20 protein-coding genes are annotated in these 22,466 nt (G+C 65.0%); 15 read left to right on the top strand and 5 right to left on the bottom strand.

Features of this window, described 5'->3' with window-relative positions; genetic code table 11:
• Nucleotides 1-108: 108 nt before the first annotated feature.
• Genes ACRCYW_RS11215 through slyA form a run of 3 tightly spaced genes read right to left on the bottom strand, consistent with a single transcriptional unit; the run spans nt 109 to nt 2,678 of the window.
• Entirely contained in the window at nt 109-1,146 is a 1,038-nt protein-coding gene (locus ACRCYW_RS11215) for a DUF2955 domain-containing protein (protein ID WP_438550177.1), read from the bottom strand.
• A gap of 1 nt (nt 1,147) precedes the next feature.
• A complete protein-coding gene (locus ACRCYW_RS11210; protein ID WP_438550176.1) occupies nt 1,148-2,203 on the bottom strand; it encodes an HlyD family secretion protein in 1,056 nt (351 codons plus the stop codon).
• A gap of 1 nt (nt 2,204) precedes the next feature.
• The gene (slyA, locus tag ACRCYW_RS11205) at nt 2,205-2,678 is read right to left on the bottom strand and encodes a transcriptional regulator SlyA (RefSeq protein WP_438550175.1); all 474 of its coding nucleotides are present in this window, start codon (nt 2,676-2,678) and stop codon (nt 2,205-2,207) included.
• A gap of 269 nt (nt 2,679-2,947) precedes the next feature.
• On the opposite strand from slyA, the gene ACRCYW_RS11200 reads away from it, so the two are divergent.
• From ACRCYW_RS11200 to ACRCYW_RS11185, 4 genes are read left to right on the top strand one after another with little or no spacing between them, the layout of a single operon-like run.
• On the top strand, nt 2,948-4,258 hold the full coding sequence (locus tag ACRCYW_RS11200; RefSeq protein WP_438550174.1) for a 2-hydroxycarboxylate transporter family protein: 1,311 nt from the start codon (nt 2,948-2,950) through the stop codon (nt 4,256-4,258).
• Nucleotides 4,259-4,268: 10 nt separating this feature from the next.
• Nucleotides 4,269-5,819, top strand: coding sequence for an NAD-dependent malic enzyme (locus tag ACRCYW_RS11195; protein WP_438550173.1), 1,551 nt, complete (start codon nt 4,269-4,271; stop codon nt 5,817-5,819).
• A gap of 16 nt (nt 5,820-5,835) precedes the next feature.
• Nucleotides 5,836-7,401, top strand: a complete 1,566-nt coding sequence (locus ACRCYW_RS11190) for an ATP-binding protein (RefSeq protein WP_438550172.1) — start codon at nt 5,836-5,838, stop codon at nt 7,399-7,401.
• Between the two features lie 3 nt (nt 7,402-7,404).
• The gene (locus ACRCYW_RS11185; protein WP_438550171.1) at nt 7,405-8,094 is read left to right on the top strand and encodes a response regulator; all 690 of its coding nucleotides are present in this window, start codon (nt 7,405-7,407) and stop codon (nt 8,092-8,094) included.
• Between the two features lie 207 nt (nt 8,095-8,301).
• On the opposite strand, the gene ACRCYW_RS11180 is transcribed toward ACRCYW_RS11185, so the two are convergent.
• Nucleotides 8,302-9,201 carry a DMT family transporter gene (locus ACRCYW_RS11180; protein ID WP_438550170.1) on the bottom strand — a complete coding sequence of 300 codons (900 nt, stop codon included), beginning with the start codon at nt 9,199-9,201 and terminating at the stop codon, nt 8,302-8,304.
• 95 nt (nt 9,202-9,296) lie between these two features.
• On the opposite strand from ACRCYW_RS11180, the gene ACRCYW_RS11175 reads away from it, so the two are divergent.
• Nucleotides 9,297-10,088, top strand: a complete 792-nt coding sequence (locus ACRCYW_RS11175) for an AraC family transcriptional regulator (RefSeq protein WP_438550169.1) — start codon at nt 9,297-9,299, stop codon at nt 10,086-10,088.
• Between the two features lie 72 nt (nt 10,089-10,160).
• Here ACRCYW_RS11175 and exaC read toward each other — a convergent pair whose 3' ends face one another.
• Complete coding sequence (exaC, locus tag ACRCYW_RS11170) at nt 10,161-11,678, bottom strand: acetaldehyde dehydrogenase ExaC (RefSeq protein ID WP_438550168.1); 1,518 nt, start codon at nt 11,676-11,678, stop codon at nt 10,161-10,163.
• A 229-nt stretch (nt 11,679-11,907) separates the two neighbouring features.
• On the opposite strand from exaC, the gene ACRCYW_RS11165 reads away from it, so the two are divergent.
• From ACRCYW_RS11165 to ACRCYW_RS11120, 10 genes are all read left to right on the top strand, one after another.
• Nucleotides 11,908-13,548: a sigma-54-dependent Fis family transcriptional regulator gene (locus ACRCYW_RS11165; protein WP_438550167.1), complete on the top strand. Its 1,641-nt coding sequence runs from the start codon at nt 11,908-11,910 to the stop codon at nt 13,546-13,548.
• A 220-nt stretch (nt 13,549-13,768) separates the two neighbouring features.
• Nucleotides 13,769-15,049 carry a GGDEF domain-containing protein gene (locus ACRCYW_RS11160; protein ID WP_438550166.1) on the top strand — a complete coding sequence of 427 codons (1,281 nt, stop codon included), beginning with the start codon at nt 13,769-13,771 and terminating at the stop codon, nt 15,047-15,049.
• A gap of 90 nt (nt 15,050-15,139) precedes the next feature.
• A complete protein-coding gene (locus ACRCYW_RS11155) occupies nt 15,140-15,550 on the top strand; it encodes a VOC family protein (protein WP_438550165.1) in 411 nt (136 codons plus the stop codon).
• 102 nt (nt 15,551-15,652) lie between these two features.
• A complete protein-coding gene (phoB, locus tag ACRCYW_RS11150) occupies nt 15,653-16,342 on the top strand; it encodes a phosphate regulon transcriptional regulator PhoB (protein ID WP_041206225.1) in 690 nt (229 codons plus the stop codon).
• 111 nt (nt 16,343-16,453) lie between these two features.
• On the top strand, nt 16,454-17,749 hold the full coding sequence (gene phoR, locus ACRCYW_RS11145; protein WP_438550164.1) for a phosphate regulon sensor histidine kinase PhoR: 1,296 nt from the start codon (nt 16,454-16,456) through the stop codon (nt 17,747-17,749).
• A gap of 288 nt (nt 17,750-18,037) precedes the next feature.
• Nucleotides 18,038-19,012: a PstS family phosphate ABC transporter substrate-binding protein gene (locus tag ACRCYW_RS11140; protein ID WP_438550163.1), complete on the top strand. Its 975-nt coding sequence runs from the start codon at nt 18,038-18,040 to the stop codon at nt 19,010-19,012.
• 158 nt (nt 19,013-19,170) lie between these two features.
• Complete coding sequence (locus ACRCYW_RS11135; protein WP_438550162.1) at nt 19,171-19,980, top strand: M48 family metallopeptidase; 810 nt, start codon at nt 19,171-19,173, stop codon at nt 19,978-19,980.
• Nucleotides 19,968-20,471, top strand: coding sequence for a GNAT family N-acetyltransferase (locus ACRCYW_RS11130; protein ID WP_438550161.1), 504 nt, complete (start codon nt 19,968-19,970; stop codon nt 20,469-20,471). Before ACRCYW_RS11135 ends, ACRCYW_RS11130 begins: the two co-directional genes overlap by 13 nt.
• 106 nt (nt 20,472-20,577) lie before the next feature.
• The gene (locus ACRCYW_RS11125) at nt 20,578-21,480 is read left to right on the top strand and encodes an ROK family protein (RefSeq protein ID WP_438550160.1); all 903 of its coding nucleotides are present in this window, start codon (nt 20,578-20,580) and stop codon (nt 21,478-21,480) included.
• A 41-nt stretch (nt 21,481-21,521) separates the two neighbouring features.
• The gene (locus ACRCYW_RS11120; RefSeq protein WP_438550159.1) at nt 21,522-22,247 is read left to right on the top strand and encodes a copper homeostasis protein CutC; all 726 of its coding nucleotides are present in this window, start codon (nt 21,522-21,524) and stop codon (nt 22,245-22,247) included.
• The last annotated feature ends 219 nt before the right edge of the window (nt 22,248-22,466 follow it).

Here is a 22,466-nt window from a genome sequence, read left to right as displayed (position 1 = left end):
ACGGGGTGCGTCGGGATGCGTCAGCCCGAGGCGGGCCGGGAGGGAAAAGAAACGCCCCGGTAGGCATAGCGGGGCGAAAAGGCGCACATCCTTGCGCTGCAGAAAGGGTCAATGGCCGAAACGGGTCGCCTCGAAGTGGTTCAGCAGACGATGGATCAGATAACAGGTCAGCAGGGTGGCGACGATGGCAAACAAGATGCTGCTCACCCGGTAGAGGGCACTGAACACCAGATCGTTGCCCGGGGTCAGGTACTGGCCAAACAGGATGCCGAGGGTGGTGAGGGCGCCGAAGCCGACGCCGGAGCCGCTGGCCTCCTTCACATGGGCGTGGCTGAACAGCATGGCGCCGAGCCAGAGCAGTGGGGTCACCAGCAGCAGTTGACCGGACCAGGCATAGAGCAGCAGCTGGCCGATGAGCCCGAAGCTCACCCCCAGCAGGGTGCCCATGGCCCGCTTGCGGGCGTAGTCGAGGGCGCCGTTCCAGTGCATGGGAAACAGCAGCAAGAGCGTGGTGGCCTGGGCGGACATGGAGTCGCGCAGGTCGAAGAGCTGGAACACCATGAACGACAGGGTGGCGATGCTGGCGCCGAGCAGGGCCTCGTGGCGCATCCGGTGTGGCGCCTTGGGGGAGGCGGTCGGCTTGGGGCGCGGCTCCACATCCGGCAGCAGGGCCGTCATCAGATAGGCGATGAGCACGGAGAGCACGCTGGCCCAGAGGTTGCTGAAGATAAGATCGTTCAGATCCGTCTGCGGGTAGCTGGCGAAGTGCAGCATGATACTGAGGCTGAGCACGCCGTTGGCGCCGAACAGGAACAGGCTGCCCCTCGACATGGCGGCGAAGCGATAGAGAAACAGCAGGAAGACGATGGGCAGCATCAGGCCGGGGTGGCTGCCGAACAGGCCGCCCAGCAGCCCCACCTCCAGGCCGCACATCACGGCGGCGGCGATGAGCTGGCGGGCGGCGTGGCCGTTCATTACCGGCACCATGCCTAGCAGCAGCATGGGGGTGACGGTGAAGAAGACCCCATAATTCCAGCCGAAAGTCTTGCAGAGTAAGAAACCCAGGGTGCTGCCGAAGGCGATGCGCAGGCACTGGCGCAGCTCGTTGGTGGTGAGGGGCCTGTGCCAGAGGTTGGTGGTCGCCATATCAGTAGATGTAGTGCAGCAGGCTGAGCAGGCGGATCTGGCCGCGGGCGAACAGGGCGCTCAGTGCGTTGTCCGGCAGCAGCTGGACGGTGGCGCGGGCGCCGGCCGGCAGGTGGGCGGGCAACTGCTCCAGGGCCAGGTGCAGGCGCAGACGCTGGGCATCGCGCACCCAGCGATCCGATTCGACGGGGTTGGCCAAGAGGCCGTTGGCGTCGAACTGGCCGGCGCTGACCCCGGCATCCAGGCTGGAGACGCGGGCGGGGTAGAGGCGACCCGGTTCGCCATCGAAGGCGATGAGCGCCTGGCTGCCTGGGCCTATGTGGCGCAGGCTCTTCTCGCGAAAATCGGCGATGACGTCCACCTGCTCCGAGACCAGGGCCAGCAGGGGGGCACCCGCCGTGGCCACGCTGCCCGGCTTGAGCTGCAGGTTGGTGATGATGCCATCCTGGCTCGCATGAACCTGGCTGTAGGTGAGATTCAGCTCGGCCTGGGCGAGGCGGTTGCGGGCCTGGCGCAGCAGCAGGTTGTCATCGCCGGGCAGCCCCCGGTTGACGCGAGCCTGCTCCATGCGGGCCTGGCTCGCCAGCAGGTTGGCCTGGGCGGTGCGGGCGGCGCTGTCTGCGTCATCCTTTTGCTGCTCGGAGACCATGCGGCGACCATAGAGGGCATCGATGCGGGCGGCTTCCCGTTGCTTCTGGGCGGTCTGGGTCTGCAGGGAGCTGTATTCGGCGCTGGCGGCACTCAGGGTCGCGTCCAGCTGGCGGTTCTGTTGCTGGGCCTGATCCAGGGCGAGGCGAGCCTGCTCCACGGCGAGCTGGAAGGGAACGGGATCCAGGGTGAACAGCAGGTCCCCCTGCTTGACGTGCTGGTTGTTGGTGACCGCCACCTCGACCACCTTGCCGCTGACCTGGGGCGCCATCTTGGTGACGACCCGGGTGGCCATGGCTTGCGGTGTCAGCGGCATCTTGATATCGGCCAGCAGGAAGTAGCCAAATACCAGCACGAAGCAGGCGCTGGCCCATTTGATCCAGCGCTTGAATTGTTGATCCGGGGTCATCTTATTCTCTCTCTTCGTTCTGGGTGGCTATCTTGTCGAGGGCGTTGGCGCTGATGCGGTGCACTATGTCTTCAAACTGCGCCAGCTCCTGCTGGCTGATGCCGGCGAGCAGCTCCCGGCGGATCACCATGATGCGATCCTCTATCTGGTCCAGCAGCGCCTTGCCGGCCGGCGTCAGGGTGACGATGCGGGCCCGCTTGTCCTGGCTGCAGCAGTGACGCTCGACCAGCCCCTGCTCCTCCAGCTGACCCAGGGTGCGCATCAGGGAGGGCAGTTCTATCTCGAGGGCTTCCGCCAGCGCCTTCTGGCCGAGGTGGCCACCGCGCTGACAGAGCTTCCACAGGGCGGTCCAGCGAGGGTGGGTCAGGCCGAGGGGGGCGAGTTCGAGATCGGCCACGGTGCGCCACAGCCGGTGCAGCCGCCCCAATCGTTCGGCGAGCGACAACTCCCGCAGCATCTCCAGATCGTTTTCCATTTCTTGTCCCTCACTTACTTAGCCTGCTAAGCATTATATTTATTTCGCAGGCTAAGTAAATAGTGTGATACAGGTCACGTTAAGGTTCTCGTCGGCAAAACGTGTTAGGCGTGCCTATGGGAGGGGGCGGGATGGCTGCGATGAGGGGGTATCGGCACCCAATGGTGCTTAAGGTTTCAATGTTTTTATATGGCTTTGTAAGCCCGCTAACCGACAGGGGAGGGAGGGATCATTAGAGTGGCGCCACACCACAATGCTGGAGCATAACAATGAAAAACCTCTCTACTCCTCAACTGCAAGCGAAGGCGGCCTGGAGCGATCAGCAGATTGCCGGCATGCCCATGATGATCTTCCTCGGGCTCGCCACCTGCGTCCTGTTCTCGGGCTGGAACGGCTCATTGCCGCTCGGCATGGTCGGCGCCCTGGCCCTGATGTTCGTGCTCGGCACCCTGCTGACCGAGCTCGGCGAACGCATTCCCCCCATCCGTGAATACCTGGGGGGCGGCACCATACTCGCCATCTTCGGCGGCGCCGCCCTGTTCGAATACGGGGTCATGCCGGCGGCGGCGGGCCAGGTCATCACGAACTTCATGAAGGAGGGGGGCTTCCTGAACTTCTTCATCGCGAGCCTGGTGACCGGCTCTGTGTTCGGCATGAGCGGCACCTTGCTCAAGAATGCCGCCATGCGCTACCTGCCGGTGATCCTGGGTGGGGTGGTGCTGGCGCTGGTCAGCGTCGGCCTGGTGGGCACCCTGTTGGGCTACGGCTTCAAGAACGCCGTGCTGCTCATCGGACTGCCCATCATGGGCGGTGGCATGGGCGCCGGCGCCGTGCCCCTGGTGGAGATCCTCTCCGGCCCCCTGCAGATGTCGAGCGCGGATCTGCTGTCGCGCATGGTCCCCGCCGTGGTGATCGCCAACACCCTGGCCATACTGGTGGGCTCCCTGCTGGCGCGCATCGGTCGCCGCTATCCCACCCTCACCGGCAACGGCAAGCTGATGATCAAAGAAGGTGCTGAGAGCGTGGCGGAGGAGAAGGTCCAGGCCCCGACCCTGGAGAGCCTGGGGCTCGGCCTCTTCATCAGCTCCAGCATGTTTGTGCTGGGCTCCTTGCTCGGCAACTTCATCCCCATGCACCCCTTCGCCCTGATGATACTGGCGGTGGCCATCATCAAGGTGAGCGGCCTGCTGCCGCGCCGCTATGAGCAGGCGGCCGCGGACTGGTACCAGTTCGTGGTGAGCAACCTCACCCCCTCCCTGCTGGTGGGCATCGGCGTCGCCTACACCAGCATCCCGGAGCTCATCGGCGCCTTCTCCGTCAACTACTTCATCATGGTGCTGACCACAGTAGTGGGAGGCGCCCTGGGGGCGGCCATCGTCGGGCGGATGATCGGCTTCTATCCCATCGAGGCGGCCCTCACCGGCGGCCTGTGCATGGCCAACATGGGGGGCACCGGCGACGTGGCCGTGCTGTCGGCGGCCCAGCGCATGAAGCTGATGCCCTTCGCCCAGATCTCTTCCCGTCTCGGGGGCGCCTTCATGTTGATCCTGGCCACCCTCATCATCTCCCTGCTGGCATAAGGAACAAGACATGAATGACATCATGATGGGCACCAGCTTGCCCTATGCGGAGCGCAAGCGTCAGGGCCTGATGGGGCGCATGCCCCACAAGGAGGAGTCCCTCTCCCAGCAGCGTCGCCGCATCTACCGATTGGTCAGCGCCATGCAGAGCCCCTTCGATCAGCATCTGCTGCTGCGCCAGTTGCAGGAGGACAACCCCGTACTCTTCTACGATCTCGTGCGCCACCACCTGCCGGAGCTCTTGCCCATCATCTATACCCCTGTGGTGGGGGAGGCGTGCCAGCGTCACAGCGATCTCTACCTGCGCAGTCACGGCCTCTACCTCTCCTGGCACGACAGGGACGAGCTGGACGACATCTTCGCGGCGGTGGAGCAGGAGGTGGACGTCATCGTCATCTCCGATGGGGAGCGGGTGCTGGGGCTCGGGGATCTCGGCATCGGCGGCATGGGGATCTGCATCGGCAAGTTGGCGCTCTATAGCGCAGCCGGTGGCATCAACCCGGCGCGCACCCTGCCCCTGTGCGTGGACGTGGGCACCAACAACCCTGAGCTGCTGGAGGATGACTCCTACCTCGGCTGGCAGGCCCCCCGAGTGGACGGGGAGGCCTACTACAACTTCATGGACAAGGTGGTGGCCGCCATTCGCAAGCGCTGGCCCGAGGTGGTGCTGCAATTCGAGGACTTCGCCGGCAAGCACGCCGCGAACCTGCTGGCCCGCTACCGGGATGAGCTCTGCATGTTCAACGACGACATCCAGGGCACGGCGGCGGTGGCCTCGGCCTGCGTGCTGGCGGGGCTGCAGCAGGCGGGCAGCCTGCTTGCCGAGACCCCTGTGCTGATCGTCGGCGCTGGCTCGGCGGGCTGCGGCATCGCCGCCATGCTGGCCCAGCTCGCGGGCAGTCCGGAGCGGATCTGGCTGTACGATCAGCACGGCCTGGTGTGCCGGGATCGCGCCGGCCTGACCCTCACCCAGCAGCCCTTCGCCCGCGCGCCGGCAGAGGCCTGTGGCTCCCTGCCCGAGTTGATCCGCCAGCTCAGGCCCGGGGTGCTCATCGGGGTGAGCGGCCAGGGGGGCCTGTTCACCGACGAGATGCTGGCGGCCATGGGGGAGGTGTGCGAGCGGCCGGTGATCCTGCCGCTCTCCAACCCGACTCGCAGCGCCGAGGCGACGCCGGAGCAAGTGTGGCAGGCCACCGGTGGGCGCGCCCTGCTCGCCACCGGCAGCCCCTTCCCGCCTGTGGTGGTGCAAGGGGAGGCGAGGATCGTCTCCCAGTGCAACAACGTCTACGTGTTCCCCGGCATCGGCCTCGGCGCCTGCGCCGTCAAGGCGCGGCGGATCAGCGACGGCATGCTGCAGGCGGCGGTGCGGGCGGTAGGAGCCTATCCACTCACTCCAGGCCGCTTGCTGCCTCCCATCGAGCAGGTGGGGGAGGTGGCTCGCGCCGTGGCGAAGGCCGTGGCGCTCTGTGCCCGCGAGGAGGGGCTGGCAGATTTCGAGGGCGATCCCGCGCCTTTGATTGACCAGACCTGGTGGCGCCCGCACTATTGGTCCGCCTCCTGAGCTTCAAGGTAACTAGATGAAACTGCGCCACCAATTCGTCGCCCTCTCCCTCGGCCTGTCGTTGCTGCTGATCCTGATCCTGGGAGGGCTGCTCGCCCTCTTCATCCGCCACCTGCTGGAGAATACCCTGGAGGAGAAGGGGGGGGATCTGGCGCGGGTGCTGGCGGCGGACACCCGGGTGGTGCAGGCCCTGCAACTGGGGCGGGATCCCGGCCTGCGGGACTATGTGGAAGGGGTGCGGCTGCGCACCGATGCCGCCTACATGGTGGTGACGGACGAGCACGCCAGGCGCCTGAGCCACCCTTCCCCCGAACTCATCGGCCAGATCTTCCGCGGGGAGGATATCTGGCCGGCCATCCGGGAGCTGCAGAGCTACTGCTCCAAGGATGTGGGCACCCTGGGGCCGGCCATCCGCTGCTTCTCCCCCGTGGTCGGCTCCGATGGGCGCGCCCTCGGCGCCGTGGCGGTGGGTTACCTGATGCAGACGGTGGAGAGCATCTATCTGGAGCGCATCGCCCTGCTCATCAGCGCCATCGGTGCCGTGCTGGGTTGCGGCCTGCTGTTGGCGTTCTGGCTGCAACACCTGCTAAGGCGCACCCTGCTGGATCTGGAGCCTGAGACCATAGTCAACCGCTTTGCCCAGCAGGATCTGGTGCTGGAGGGGATCTCCGAGGGCATAGTGGCCCTGGATGGTCAGTTCAGGATCAAGATGCTCAACAGCGCCGCGTTTTATCAGCTGCGGCTGCCGGGCACCGGTCGTCACGCCCTGCTGGGGCAGTCCCTCGCCGAGCTGGCACCGACCATGCTGCCGGCCCTGAGCCAGCAGGGGAGCGTGCAGTTCACCGTGCAGGGGGAGGACTTCGTCGGCCACTGGCAGGAGCTCAATGGCCGGGAGCCAGGGCGCATGCTCATCTTCAGCAGGCCTGACGGCACCGGCAGTCTGGGGGTACAGGTGACCCATTTGCGCCAGTACGCCGAGATGCTGCGGATCCAGACCCACGAGTTCGCCAACAAGCTCAGCAGCCTGTCAGGCCTGCTGCAGCTCGGCCACGTGGAGCAGGCGGTGGAGCTCATCCAGCAGGAGAACGAGGCGTGCCAGAACATGCTGCAGGATCTGCTGCGGGCGGTGGAGAACAAGCCGGTGGCCGGTCTCATCCTCGGCAAGTTCAGCCGGGCGCGGGAGCTGGGGGTCGAACTGGTGCTGGACTCCGGCTCGGCCCTCGGGGAGTACCCGGCGGAGGTGTCGGCGGATCTCATCACCTGCATCGGCAACCTGCTGGACAACGGCATTCGCGCCGCCTGGGCCAATCGCCAGCAGCGGGAACCCAGGGTGCTCCTCTCCCTCGATGACTTCGGCCGGCGGCTGGTGATCGAGGTGGAGGACAGCGGTGAGGGGGTGGACGAGGCGCTGGCGGATCACCTGTTCGACTACGGGGTGAGCCGGCAGACCGGAGATCATGGCGTAGGTCTCTTTCTGGTCAAGAAGACCGTGGCTCGTCGTGGGGGTGTGATAGAATGGCGACGCACCGCCGAACAGACCACATTGTTTGGTATCTATTTGAATAAAAACCAATTGGTGTGAGTCATGAAGCCAATCTTCACGCTTATTATCGAGGACGACGAGCGGATCGGCGCCATCCTTGGCGAGCTGGTCGGATCGACCGCGGGTTACTCCTTGCTGGGGCGGGCCGAGAGCCTGGCCCAGGCCGATCTCATGCTGCGGGCCACCGAGCCTCAACTGCTGATCGTCGACATCTCCCTGCCCGATGGCTCCGGGCTGGAGTGGGTCAACCGGTTGCGCAACCACAACCGGGAGGTCTTCGTGGTCATGGTCACCGCCTCCTGCGACGTGGAGACCATACAGCAGGCCCTGAACCTGGGGGTACAGGACTACATCATCAAGCCGCTGCGGCTGTTCCGCATCCAGCAGAGCCTGGACGAGATCCTCACCCTGCATCGCCGCCTGTGCGAGCGCGGCCTGCTGGAGCAGAGCGATCTGGACCGGCTGATGGGCAAGCGGGTCCCGCCGAGGGAGATGCGCGACACTCCCAAGGGCATAGACGCCATCACCCTGCGCCAGGTGCTGGAGCTGCTGGCGGGGGAGCCGGATACCTCCTTCTCCACCGATGCGGTGGCCCTGCGCCTGTCCCTCAGCCGCACCACGGCGCGCCGCTATCTGGAGTTTCTGGAGTCCGAAGACAAGCTGGACGTGGATCTCAACTACGGTCAGCGCGGCCGGCCGGAGCGCCGCTATCACTGGCGCCGTGCCGGTTAGGAGCATAGAGAAAACACGGGAGTTGGGAGACAAGCTGGACGTGGATCTCAGCTATTACAGCCAGCGCGGCCGGCCGGAGCGGCGTTATCACTGGCGCCGGGTGAGCTAGCCGCTTTGGAAGTAAAGAAACAACAAGGGGGCCTAGGCTCCCTTGTTGTTTTGGCATCTTGCACTGCCTTGAATTATCCCGGTGGCGGATATCACTGCCTAGGCTTCTTCCAACAGGGGAGTGCGTCTGCGCGCCTTGATCTGGGAGCACATGACTCCGCCGAGGATGAGGCCGCCACCGAGCAGGTGGTAGCCGTGAATGGGTTCCCCCAGGCTGGTGACGGCGATCATGGCGGTGAACAGCGGGATCAGGTTCATGAACACCGAGGTGCGCTCGGCCCCGAGGCAGGCCAGGCCGCGCATCCAGCAGTAGGCCGCCAGCAGGGAGGAGGCGATGCCGGCAAACAGCACCATGCTCCAGCCCTCCCGCGGCACCACCAGGGAGTCGGCGGACAGGGCGACCGGGATGAGAAGCAGCACCGCCAGCAGGATCTGCACATAGAGGTTGAGCCAGGGGCCGAACGGCAACTGCCAGCGGCGGATCAGCAGGCCATAGAGCGCATAGCTGGCGGCCCCCAGCAGCATCATGCCATCCCCCGGGTTGATGCCGTTGTGGAGCAGCGCCAGGGGCTGGCCCTGGCTCAGCAGCCAGAACACCCCGAACAGGGAGACGCTCATGCCGGCGACCGCCTGTTTGCCGGGCTTCTGCCCGAAGAAGCAGGCGCCGATCAGCAGGGTCAGCAGCGGCAGCAATGAGCCGATGACCCCCATGTTGGTGGCCGAGGTGCTGTGGGCGGCGTAATAGGCCAAGCACTGATAGAGCACCATGCCGAGCAGGGAGAGCACCAGCAGCTTGCCGAGCCAGGGGCGGAACTCGGCGCGGCGGCGCCAGAGCTGGGGCAGGCAGAACGGCGACAGGGCCAGGGCGGCCAGCACCCAACGGTAGAACGAGATGGCGGCGGGATCGACCACCCCGGCGGCGGCCTTGGAGACCACGGTATTGGTGGCCCAGATCAGCACCGCCATCAGGGGGAAGAGGAGGGGGGAGAAGAGTCGCATGGAAGGCTCCTTGTTATCAGGTGCCCAGTCTACCCTTGTCTTTCTATCCTCAAGTAACGTAAAACTGACAATCTATCCCGCAGAAAGGACAACCCATGACCCTGCCTCCTTATCAGCGTCAGGATGCGGCTCTGGCCGAACCCAATCCCCTCTACCTGCGTTATCAGCAGATCCAGGCCGACAGCGCCTGCGCCTCCCACAGCCATCCCTGGGGCCAGCTCAGCATGATAAGCCTCGGCGTAATGGAGATAGTGCTGGACGACCAGCGGCTGGTGGCGCCGGCGGACTACCTCATCTGGGTGCCCGCCGATCTGGAGCACGCCTCCTACAACCAGCAGGCGCTGGCCTACACCTCCATCTATGTGAACCAGCCCCTGGCCGCCCGCCTGCCCGCCGAACCCAGGCTGCTGGAGATGACGCCGCTCATCCGCGCCCTGCTGGCGGATTTTTGCGAGCGCAAACTGGGCCACATGGAGAACGACTGGGACAGGCGTCAGGCCGAGCTGCTCATCGAGAAGCTGGCCCACACCCGCTGCCAGGAGAGCTATCTGCCCATGAGCCAGGACAAGCTGCTGGCCCCCATGCTGGCGGCCCTGCGCAGCGACCCGGCCGACGCGCGTACCCTGGCCCAGTGGGCCGAGCAGTTGCACAGCACAGAGCGCACCCTGGCCCGGCGCTGCGTGCGGGAGCTTGGCATGAACTTCGGCCAGTGGCGGGGGCGGCTGCGGCTGTTGAAGGCCCTGGCCTGGCTCAAGGGGGAGCTCTCCATCCAGGAGATAGGCTGGCGCCTCGGTTACGGCTCCACCTCCGCCTTCATCGCCATGTTCAACCGGGAGCTGGGCTGCTCCCCCCAGCGCTATCGCCAGCAACTGGGTATGGAACGTTAGGGCATAGAGCGGCCAGGAGTGGCTGAGATCAAAAAGGGCGCCAACAGGCGCCCTTGTTCTATCAGACCCCCATCAGAAGAAGCCGAGGGGGTTGATATCGTGGCTTATCAGCAGGTTCTTGGTGTTCTGGTAGTGATCCAGCATCATCTTGTGGGTCTCGCGGCCAATGCCGGACTTCTTGTAACCGCCGAAGGCCGCGTGAGCGGGGTAGGCGTGATAGCAGTTGATCCAGACCCGGCCTGCCTGGATGCCGCGGCCCATGCGCCAGGCCAGGTTGTTGTCCCGGGTCCACAGACCCGCTCCCAGTCCGTACTGGGTGTCGTTCGCGATGGCCAGGGCCTCCGCCTCGTCCTTGAAGGTGGTGACCCCGAGGGCCGGGCCGAAGATCTCCTCCTGGAACACCCGCATCCTGTTCTGGCCGTGGAAGATGGTGGGCTGGATGTAGAAACCCCCCTCCAGCCCGCTCACCCGGGCGGCGTTGCCGCCGATCAGCATTTTCGCCCCCTCGCCGCGGCCTATCTCCATGTAGCTCAGGATCTTGTCGTACTGCTCGCGGGAGACCTGGGCCCCCACCTGGGTCGAGGTGTCGAGGGGGTTGCCCTGCACTATGGTGCGGGCACGGGCCAGCACGCGGTCCATAAAGTCATCATAAATACTTTCTTGCACCAGGGCGCGGGAGGGGCAGGTGCACACCTCCCCCTGGTTGAAGAAGGTCATCAGCATGCCCTCCACCGCCTTGTCGATGTACTGGCTCTCGTGCTGCATCACGTCGGCGAAGTAGATGTTGGGGGACTTGCCGCCGAGCTCCACGGTGGAGGGGATCAACTTCTCGGCGGCGCAGCGCAGTATATGGGCGCCAATTTCGGTCGAACCGGTGAAGGCGAGCTTCTGGATCCGGTCGCTGGTGGCCAGAGCCTGCCCGGCCTCGTTGCCATAACCGTTGACCACGTTGACCACGCCGGGGGGCAGCAGATCCTGGATGAGATCCATCAGCATCATGATGGTGACCGGGGTCTGCTCGGCGGGTTTGAGCACGCTGCAACAGCCCGCCGCCAGCACGGGGGCCAGCTTCCAGGCCGCCATCAGCAGGGGGAAGTTCCAGGGGATGATCTGGCCGACCACGCCGATGGGCTCCTTGAAGTGGTAGCTGACGGTATTCTGATCCAGCTCGGCGGCGGAGCCCTCCTGGGCGCGGATGCAGCCGGCGAAGTAGCGGAAGTGATCCACCACCAGGGGGAGATCGGCGGCCAGGGTCTCGCGCACCGCCTTGCCGTTCTCCCAGGTCTCGGCGACGGCGAGGCGCTCTATGTTCTGCTCGATGCGATCGGCGATGCGCAGCAGCAGGTTGCTGCGCTCGGTGACGCTGGTCTTGCTCCAGGCGGGGAACGCCTTGTGGGCTGCATCCAGGGCGAGTTCGATGTCGGCGGCATCGGAGCGGGCCACCTCGCAGAACACCCGGCCATCCACGGGGGAGACATTCTCGAAGTAGCGCCCGGCGCGGGGGGCCACCCAGTCGCCACCGATGAAGTTGTCGTAACGGGACTTGAAGTTGACCAGGGCGCCTGCCTGGCCGGGAGCTGTGTAGATCATCGCATTATCCTTGTGTGGTCCTGGCCGGTCCAACGGGGAGCCGGTTGCCTGCTGGCTATCGCAAGGGCCGTGCCACTGGGTCTGACCAGAGGTGAAAAGTTACAAAAACGTTATCAAACAGGGCGCAGCGGCGTATCTTGATTAACCGGAAAACTCGAACTTGCCGGGGAACTGTGCCGTTTCTGGACAGTTGACCTCGCCACCGTATCGTTTGTGAACAGGAGGCCAGATGCGCGAATCCCCCATGTCCAGCCCCATTCAACGCTCCTGGCAGCGTTGCCTGCACCAGGGGCTCAGCCGCCAGCAGAGCGCCGAGCTGGATCTCCTGCCCCAGGGGGAGCTGTCGGCCCGGCTGGAGGCGAGCCGTGAGCTCATCGCCTGTTTCCAGCGCTTCGTGCTGCCCCTGTTTGCCCAGCTGCTGGCGGGACGTCCCTGTCGGTTGCTGCTGTGCGACGGCGAGGGGGCCATACTGGCCGCCAGCGGGGATGAGGGGTTCGCTCGCCACGCCGAGCGCATCTTCCTGCGCAGCGGCGCCTGCTGGGGGGAGGCGAGCAAGGGCACCAACGCCATCGGCACCGCCCTGGCCGAGCGGAGCGAGGTGCAGGTGCTGGGGGCCCAGCACTTCTTCGCCCAGCACAGCGGCCTCAGTTGCAGCGCCTGCCCCCTGCTCGGGCCGGACGGTTCCCTGCTCGGGGTGCTCGACATCTCCACCGATGCGGCCCACCACGACGGCGACATGCTGGGGACGGTGCGACTGCTGGCCATGACCCTGGAGAATGCCCTGCTGGTGCGCAAGGGGGGCTGGCTGGTGGATCTCGAGCCCCAGAGCCTCTGGTCGGCCCGCCTGCTGCTGGGGGAGTCGGGGGAGTTGCTCGGTGCCAACCGGGCGGGGCGGCTCTGGCTCGGCCAGCACCCCTTCGATGGCTGGCAGTTGCTGCGGGAGGGGCGCGGGCTGCGGCTGGAGGCGCCGGTCGAACCCCTCGATGTCGCCATCCCCCCTGTCGACGCCGTGCCCCTCAAGATGCTGGAGCGGGGCATCCCCCTGCTCGTCGAGGGGGAGACCGGCAGCGGCAAGGAGCATCTGGTGCGCGCGCTCCATCGCCAGTCGAGCCGCAAGGACAAGCCCCTGGTGTGCGTCAACTGCGGCGCCCTGCCGGCGGATCTGGTGGAGGCCGAGCTGTTCGGCTACGTGGGTGGCGCCTTCAGCGGTGCCCGCAGCCAGGGCCGTCAGGGTTACCTGCGGGCGGCCCATGGCGGCCTGCTGATGCTGGACGAGATAGGCGAGCTGCCCCTGCCCGCCCAGACCCGGCTGCTGCGAGTGTTGCAGGAGCGAACCGTCACCCCCCTTGGCAGCCACAGGCCGGAAGCGGTGGATTTCTGGCTGGTGAGCGCGAGCCACCGGGATCTGGCGGCCATGGTGCAGGCCGGGGACTTTCGGGAGGATCTCTATTACCGCATCAGTGGCTGGCGCCAATGGGTGGCGCCGCTGCGCGAGCGCCCCCATGCCGAGCGCTGCGCCCTGATGGGGCGGCTGATCGGCGAGATGGATGCCTCCCTGCGCCTGGATGATGCGGCGCTTCGGCTATTGCTGGCCCACCCGTTGCCTGGCAACGTGCGTCAGCTCAAGCAGGTGCTGGAGGTGGCCTGCGTGCTGGCGGAGGGGCAGGGCGTGATCACCCCGGCCCACCTGCATCTGCCCGAGGCGGCGCCGGGCGCCGGGGTCATGGCGCCGAAGACCAGTCTGCGCAGCCAGAGCCGGCGACAGGCGCAGCAGACCCTGGCGGCCTGCGGGGGCAATCTGAGCGAGGCGGCGCGCCGTCTCGGGATCAGTCGCACCACCCTCTACCGGTTGTTGAAAGAGGGGGGATGAGGGCGTTGTCAGTCAGGGTGAGGCTTGTGTAGACTGGTCGCCAAGATAGCAATTTTGCTTTATTTTTCCATGACATGGAGTGCATATGGCAAGCATGCGACCAGTTCGGCAGTAGCAGTGTCATCCTGCGCCTGTTTCGGGCGCGTGTAATAACCCTGGGTGCCGGTGACGGCCGGATCCCAAGGTGTAGCCTCAAGGTTCCCGTTTAGGTGTGATGCCGATGATCCCTTCCTATCCTCGCGCGACCAATCTGCTGTTCTGGTGCTTGCTGGCCATCAGCCTGGTGGCGATCCTGCTGTTTGAGTTCGGGCCTGAGCAGAGGTTGAACATCCTGACCGATGCCAAGATGTCCATCAGTACGCAGGACGATCGTGTCCACGGCGGACGCTCGGTGACGACCCTGATCGCCGATACCCCCAAACCCACCCTGGATTGCCGGCTGCGCGGGGGCTACGACTACCCCTTCTGCGAGCTGATCCTGACCCTGACCGAGCCCGGCGCCGGGATAGATCTCTCCCGCTTCGAGGGCATACGGGTCCAGCTGAACGTCGAGGGGCAGGGCATCCAGGCCTGGCGCCTCTATCTGCGCAACTACGACCCCGTCTATTCGACGCCGGGGGACGAATCCTCCCACAAATTCAACGAGGTACTCTTCAGTGCCGACGATCTAGGCATGCCGCAGGACGTGCGGATGGACGTGTTCGCCCCCAGCTCCTGGTGGGTGCAGCGGTACAGCATCCCGCTCTCCCAGCAGGGGCCGGATCTGCGGCATGTCTACGCCATCGAGCTCGCCTCCGACGACAAGATGCAGCCGGGGGCCTACCGGCTGACCCTGGAACGCATGGAGTTCTATGGCCGCTGGGGCAAGCCGGGGGACTTCTACCGTTATCTGCTGATGAGCTGGCTGGCTTACGGGGTCCTGCTGTTCCTGATAGAGCACCTGCTCATCGGGGACAAGCTGCGCAAGGCCAGGGCGGCCAAGCTGGCGGCGGAGGCGCTCAGCCAGAGCCTCAGCGAGCAGAACCGGCGCACCGAGGAGGAGGCCCGCTACGACCCCCTGACCGGGGCCCTCAACCGCCTCGGCGGCGAGAAGCTGCTCGGCGAGCTCGGCGAGATGCCCCTCTCACTGATCTACATCGACATCGATCACTTCAAAGGGGTCAACGACACCCACGGCCACCCCATGGGGGACGAGGTGCTCAAGCACATGGTGAGCGAGGTGCTGCGCCACTGTGACAGCCTGTGCCGGCTGGTACGCTGGGGCGGGGAGGAGTTCGTGCTGGTCTGCCTGCACTACGAGCAGGGGAGGGCCGAGGCGCTGGCCGAGCGGATCCGGGGGGCGCTGGAGGCCTATCCGGCCTGGCCCCTTGGGCTCAGGATCACCGCCTCCTTCGGGGTGGCGGAGCGGCGGGGCGATCCCCTTGAGCGGACGCTGAAGCGGGCCGACGAGGCGCTCTACCAGGCCAAGAAGCGGGGCCGCAACCGGGTCGAGGTGGAGTGAGCCGAGGCCGATGGCCGCTGGTACTGCGGGGGGGAAAACCGCTATGCTGCGCGCCTCGGGTGCCTGCACCCATCTGATGAGGAGATCCACATGCCACAACACCTCGGTGCCCTGACCCTGCTGGTGGCCGATTACGACCAGGCCATCGCCTTCTTCACCCAGGGGCTGGGTTTTGCCCTGCTGGAGGACAGCCAACTGGACGAGCCGGGCAAACCGGGCAAGCGCTGGGTGCGTGTCGCCCCCAAGGGCGCCCCCGGCTCGGCCCTGCTGCTGGCCCGCGCCGCCAACTCCGAGCAAGAGGCCGCCATCGGCCGGCAGGGCGGTGGCCGTGTCTTCCTGTTCCTCGAGACCGACGACTTCTGGGGCGACTATCACCGCATGCAGGCCCATGGCGTCCATTTCTGTGAAGAGCCCCGCATCGAGCCTTATGGCACCGTGGTGGTGTTCGAGGACATCAGCGGCAATCGCTGGGACCTGCTGCAACGGACCGCTGCCACCTGAATCTGAAAACGTTTATCATCCCGCCTGTCATAAAGTCATAAAAGTGTCACAGAAAGTTCTAATAATTGGCGCACCCATCTTCACAGAGGAGAGAGAAGGGATATGGCTAAGCGAATTCTGGTGGTCGAGGACGAGGCACCAATCCGCGAAATGCTCTGCTTCGTGCTCGAGCAGAAAGGATATGAGACCGTTGAGGCGGAAGATTATGCCGATGGACTGGCGAAGGTGCGCGAACCCTACCCCGAACTCATCGTGCTGGACTGGATGATGCCAGGTGGCAGCGGTATCCAGTTCATCAAGCAGCTCAAGCAGGATGAGGTGACTCGCCAGATCCCGGTGGTGATGCTGACCGCCCGCGGTGAGGAGGAGGACAAGGTGCGTGGCCTGGAGGCGGGCGCCGACGACTACATCACCAAGCCGTTCTCCCCCAAGGAGCTGACCGCCCGCCTGCATGCGGTGATGCGCCGGGTCTCCCCCACCTCGGTGGACGAGGTGATCGAGGTGCAGGGCCTCAAACTGGATCCGGTCTCCCACCGGGTCAGCGCCGAGGAGAAGGCGCTGGACATGGGGCCGACCGAATTCAAGCTGCTGCACTTCTTCATGACGCACCCGGAGCGGGTCTACAGCCGCGAGCAGTTGCTCAACAACGTCTGGGGGACCAATGTGTATGTGGAGGACAGGACGGTGGACGTGCACATCCGCCGCCTGCGCAAGGCCATCGAAGAGACGGGACACGACAGACTGATCCAGACGGTACGCGGAGCCGGATACCGCTTCTCTACCCGTCTCTAGGGACCCGATGTTGCAATCTCATTCGCCCGGCTGTCTTGGGGAGGGGAAGAGGTTGCAACACTGCGCCTGCTGGCGTGGCCCCTTGCTCTTTGCTGTCTCTAGGAGATCTTAATGTTGCAACCTTACGCCTGGCGGCGACAGTTGTGGCGAATGGCGTTCTTCTACGCCCCCTTCGTCTTGGTAGGTTGGTTAATCGATCATCTCGCACTCTGCCTGCTGGTGGCCACAGTGCTGCATCTGGGGTGGCACTACCGCTTCCAGAAGCGGCTGTCGGACTGGCTGTGGCACGATCGCAGCCTGGTGCCGCCCCATGGCAGCGGCAGCTGGGAGTACATCTTCAACGGCATCTACAAGTTGCAGCAGCGTCACCGGGCCCGGCGCCGGGAGCTGGCGGGTCTCATCCGCCGCTTCCGGGAGGGGGCCGAGGCGCTGCCCGATGCGGCCGTGGTGTTTCGCACCGACGGCAGCATCCTCTGGTGCAACCGGCTGGCGGAGCAGTTGCTCGGCTTTCGCTGGCCAGAGGATGCGGGTCAGCACATCGGCAACCTCATCCGCCATCCCGCCTTCGTCGCCTACCTCGGCAAGGGGCAGTATGACGAACCCTTCGAGATGCACTCCCCCATCAACGAGGAGAAGTTTCTCGAATTCCGGATCATGCCCTACGCCGAGGATCAGGCCATGCTGGTGGTGCGGGACGTGACCCGGCTGCGCAGCCTGGAGAAGACCCGCAAGCACTTCGTCTCCAACGTCTCCCACGAGCTGCGCACCCCGCTCACCGTGCTCAAGGGCTATCTGGAGATGACCGAGGAGCCGCCGCCCCCCGCCATGTGGGCCAAGGCTCACAGGGTGATGATGGAGCAGACTATCCGCATGGACAACCTGGTCAATCAGCTGCTCACCCTGTCCCGCATCGAGGCGGCGCCGAGCGTGGATCTCTCCCATTTGGTGGACATGCCCGCCATGCTGGGGCTGTTGGAGCAGGAGGCGAGGGCGCTCTCGGGGGAGAGTGCCCACCAGATCACCTTCAAGGTGCAGCCGGATCTGTTCCTGCGCGGCGATCGGGATCAACTGCGCAGCGCCGTCTCCAATCTGGTCTACAACGCCATCCACTACACCCCGGCGGGGCGCAGGATCAGCGTGGAGTGGCGCAAGCAGGGGGCCATGGCGCTGTTCGTGGTCGAGGACGAGGGGGAGGGCATAGCCCCCGAGCACCTGACGCGGCTGACCGAGCGCTTCTATCGGGTCGACAAGGCGCGCTCCCGTCACACCGGCGGCTCCGGGCTCGGCCTCGCCATCGTCAAGCACGCCCTGAGCCATCACGATGCCCAGCTCGAGATAGAGAGCCGGGTTGGCAAGGGCAGCCGCTTCAGCTTCCTCATCCCCGCTCGCATGGTGGTGGTGAAATAAGCTTGTCTGGCAATGGGTTAGCGCTTACGGAAGGGCCCTGTTCAGGGCCCTTTTTTCATGCAATAAAATCCTTTTCATGTCATCAAAGTGTCACATTAAATCCATAAATTTGTCATTGCCAGCCCAGATACTGGCGCCGTCTTAAGAGCGGACCTTCTGCAACCTTGAAGAGGAGGGGACGGATTTAAACTCAACAATCTGACTGATGCAGTCGGATTGACCACGGCAAGACAGTGTTAATCGGCGCCAAGTATTGGCAATAGCCTTCTGTAATTTTGGAGAGATTGGATGAAACTCAACAAACTGGCTGGTGTAATCGGATTCACCGCAGCAACCCTGTTTTCTGTCAGCGCCCTGGCTGCCGGTGTGGATAAGGATCTGCCGGATTACGCCCCGACCAGCGGCATCTCGGGCAACCTGTCCTCTGTCGGCTCGGACACCCTGGCCAACATGATGACCCTGTGGGCCGAAGAATTTAAGCGCATGTACCCCAACGTCAACGTGCAGATCCAGGCTGCCGGCTCCTCCACGGCCCCGACCGCCCTGACCGAGGGTGTCGCCCAGTTTGGCCCCATGAGCCGCGCCATGAAGGCCGGTGAAGAGGAGGCCTTCGAGAAGCGTTACGGCTACAAGCCGACCGCCATCCGGGTCGCCGTCGATGCCCTGGCCGTGTTCGTCAACAAGGACAACCCCATCAAGGGGCTGACCATGCCGCAGATCGATGCCATCTTCTCCAGCACCCTCAAGTGCGGTGAAGCCAAGGCCGCCACCAAGTGGGCCGACCTGGGTCTGGATGGCAGCTGGTCCTCCAAGGATCTGCAACTGTTCGGTCGCAACTCCGTCTCCGGCACCTACGGCTACTTCAAGGAGCACGCCCTGTGTAACGGCGACTTCAAGAGTGGCGTGAATGAGCAGCCGGGCTCTGCCTCCGTGGTGCAGTCCGTCTCCTCCTCCCTGAACGGCATCGGCTACTCCGGCATCGGCTACGTCACCTCCGGCGTGCGTGCCGTGCCGCTCTCCAAGGATGGCAAGACCTTCATCGAAGCCACCTCGGACAACGCCATCACCGGCAAGTACCCGCTGTCACGCTTCCTGTACGTGTACGTGAACAAGCACCCGAACAAGCCCCTTGCCCCGATGGAGCAAGAGTTCGTGAAGATGATGCTCTCCAAGGCGGGTCAGACCATAGTGGCGAAGGACGGTTATGTGCCGGTTCCCGCCAAGGTGGTCCAGGCCGACCTGAAGAAGCTGGGTATCATGTAATCCCCCTCTTCGACCTTGCAGATAAACGAGCCCCAGGTGGGCTCGTTTTTATTTTGGGGCCTGGGGATATTTTTGGTCGCAACGGATGGCGGCCAGACTTGCACCCTGAGGCGGCATTTCCGAGAATAGGGACAACTTCATGGTTCAAGGATCCCTTCATGCGTGCTTCTCCCCTGTACCCGTTTGGCCTGGTGGCCCTGTGCGGCGCCCTGTTGGCCGGTTGTGCCCAGTCGCCGACCGGTCGCAGCCAGATGCTGCTCTTCTCCCCCCAGCAGATGAATCAGCTGGGAGCCGACTCCTTCGAGCAGATGAAGAAGCAGGAGAAGGTGAGCACGGATGCCAGGATGAATGCCTATGTCTCCTGCGTGGCCAAGGCGGTCACCGCCCAGGTGCCCGCCAGCTATGGCATCACCAGCTGGGAAGTAGTGGTGTTCGACTCCAAGGAGGTGAACGCCTTCGCCCTGCCCGGCGGCAAGATCGGGGTCTACAGCGGACTGCTGAAGGTGGCCAAGAATCAGGATCAGCTCGCCACCGTCATCGGCCACGAGCTGACCCACGTGCTGGCCCAGCACTCCAACGAGCGTCTCTCCCGGGATCAGCTGACCGGCATCGGGTTGGCGGTGGCCGACGCGGCCATCGGCAGCAGTCAGGGGGGCGGTGCCACCATGGCGGCCCTCGGACTCGGGGTCCAGGTGGGTATCACCCTGCCTTATGGCCGCGAGCAGGAGAGCGAGGCGGACAGGCTGGGTCTGGCGCTGATGGCTCGCGCCGGCTTCGATCCGGCGCAGGCCATCCCCCTGTGGCAAAACATGAGTGCCGCCTCCGGTGGCAAGGCGCCGCCCCAGCTGCTCTCCACTCACCCGAGTGACGAGAGCCGCATCGCCGAGCTGCAGGCCCAGCAGGCCGAGGTGCAGCCCCTGTATCAGCAGGCGAAAGCCTCCGGCCTGGTTCCCCAGTGCAAGGCATAAGCCTGCGACTCGCCCGGCCCGCCGATGCCGCCGCCATGACGGTGATGCAGCGGGCCAGCTGGCTGGCGGCCTATGGCGAGATGCTGGGGGAGGATGTGCTGGCCCAGCTGGCGGTCACCGATCATCTGCAGATCTGGCAGCGTCGGCTGGCCGAACCCGGTCCCCTGCCCATGCTGATCTGCCAGAACGAGGTGGTCATCGGCCTGCTCTACTGGCAGCCCGTTCAGGAGGCGATGATGACAGCCCGCATCTGCGCCCTCTACCTGCATCCCGCCCATTGGCGCCGGGGTTATGGCAAGCGGCTGTGGCAGGCGGTGGCGATGCAGATGCGCCGGGCCGGCTGCGAATGCGTCAGATTGTGGCTGCTCGACGGCAACCGGATAGGCGAGGGCTTCTATCAGCGCCGTGGCTTCGTGTTCGACGGGCAGGAGCGCACCCTCACCAGCCTGGGGCAGCCCTGCCTGCAGCGACAAATGTTCCGTTTGCTTTGAGCTGGCTCCCGTTTTTGACCTCCCGTTGCTTTATTTTTTCTGCGAATTAATACAATGTTCCCCCTCTGGAATCACTGTTCCGGTTAGTCGGCAAGGGAGTGTGGGCATGTATTACGGTTTTGATATTGGTGGCACCAAGGTCGCCTTTGCGGTGTATGACGGCGACTTGAACCTCTGCCACGAGGAGCGCATGAGCACCCCGGGGGATGACTATCCGGGGCTGCAGCAACTCATTCGCAGTCGGGTGCTGGAGGCGGATGCCCGCTTCGGCGCCGTGGGGGCGGTCGGGATCGGCTTTCCCGGCATCCTCAACCGGGACGACAAGAGCATAGTGGCGGCGAACCTGCCCGCCATCCATGGCCGTCACCTGGGGGCGGATCTGACCGCATTGCTGGGGCGCACCGTCAGGGTGGACAACGATGCCAACTGCTTCCTCTGGTCCGAAGTGCACCAGGGGGCGGCGGCCGAGGCGCAGAGCGCCCTGGGGGTGACCATAGGCACCGGCATAGGTGGCGCCGTCTATCTGGCCGGGCAACTGATCCAGGGCCGCAACTGGCTGGCAGGGGAGATAGGCCACTATCCGCTGCCCGCCACCATATTGATGAAGTATCCCGACTTGCCGCGCCCCCGCTGTGGCTGTGGCCGCCTGGTATGTTTCGAAACCTATGCCTCCGGCACCGGTCTGGAGCGGCTCTATCACCACTTCCATGGGGAGCGGGCCAGCGGTCACCAGATAGTCGCCCGCTACGAGGCGCACGAAGCCAGCGCCCTGACCACCCTAGACTGCTGGCTGGAGATCCTGGCCGCAGGCCTCGCCACCGCCATCTCTGTGCTCGACCCCGAGGTGGTGGTGCTGGGCGGGGGCCTCAGCGGCCTGCCGGCCCTGTATGAAGAGCTGCCCAAGCGCCTGCCCGGCCACCTGTTGCCCGGGGTCGCCCTGCCGGCCATCCGCCAGGCCCGTTTCGGCGGTGCGGGTGGTGTGCGCGGCGCGGCTTTGCTCAATTTATGAGATCAGGCACAGGGTCTGATCTCCCTGAACAAGGAGTCATCATGACCCGTCTTGAAATCTGTATCGACAATCTGGAATCCCTGTTTACCGCCCAAGAGGCCGGCGCGGATCGCATCGAGCTCTGCTCTGCGCTGGGCCTGGGTGGCCTGACGCCTTCCTACGGCTTCATGCAACAGGTGGCGCGCCACGCGACCATCCCCGTCTACGCCATGATCCGCCCCCGTGCCGGGGACTTCTGCTTCAGTGCCGCCGAGTTCGACATCATGCTGCAGGACATCGCCGCCGCCCGCACCGCCGGTTTGCAGGGGGTCGTGGTCGGCCTGCTGGATGAAACGGGGCGGGTGCCCGCAACCCTGCTCAAGCGGCTGGTGGAGGCTGCCGGCCCCCTCGGCGTGACCTTCCATCGCGCCATCGATCTCAGCTCCGACTGGCGCGCGGATCTCGAGACCATAGTGGCGGCGGGCTGTGAGCGGATCCTGAGCTCGGGTCACGCGCCCACCGCCCTGGCGGGGCTCGAGACCCTGCAAGCCATGCAGCAGACCCTGGCCGGTCGTGCCAGCCTGATGCCGGGGGCCGGCGTCAATGAAGGCAACGTACGCACCATCCTGGAGTTCACCGGCGTGAGCGAGGTGCACATGTCCGGCATGGGCTGGCGCGGGGGCATGGTGCCCCACGGGGTCAACATGGGTACCTCGGACGATGGCAGGGTCAATATCACGGACGGCGCCAAGGTGGCGGCGGTGCGGGCTCTGCTGGACCAAGCCTGAGCAAAGGCGTGGCGCTGTGGGCCCTGCTGGACCACGCCTGGGGAAAGGGGCGCGGCTGTGTTGCTCTCCCTTTTCCCCTCGCTGGAGAAGGGCAGGGGATGAAGGGCGACTGTGAAGTGCCTCCCATGGAGGGTAAATCCATGGCCGGTCGGCAGCACCCCGGGAAAAAGTCTGATATCATCCCGTCTCTTTTATTTCCAAGATCTGGAGCCATATCTC

This window comes from Aeromonas sp., from assembly GCF_051657805.1.
Taxonomy (GTDB): domain Bacteria; phylum Pseudomonadota; class Gammaproteobacteria; order Enterobacterales; family Aeromonadaceae; genus Aeromonas.
This window is presented reverse-complemented; position numbering and strand designations above follow the sequence as displayed.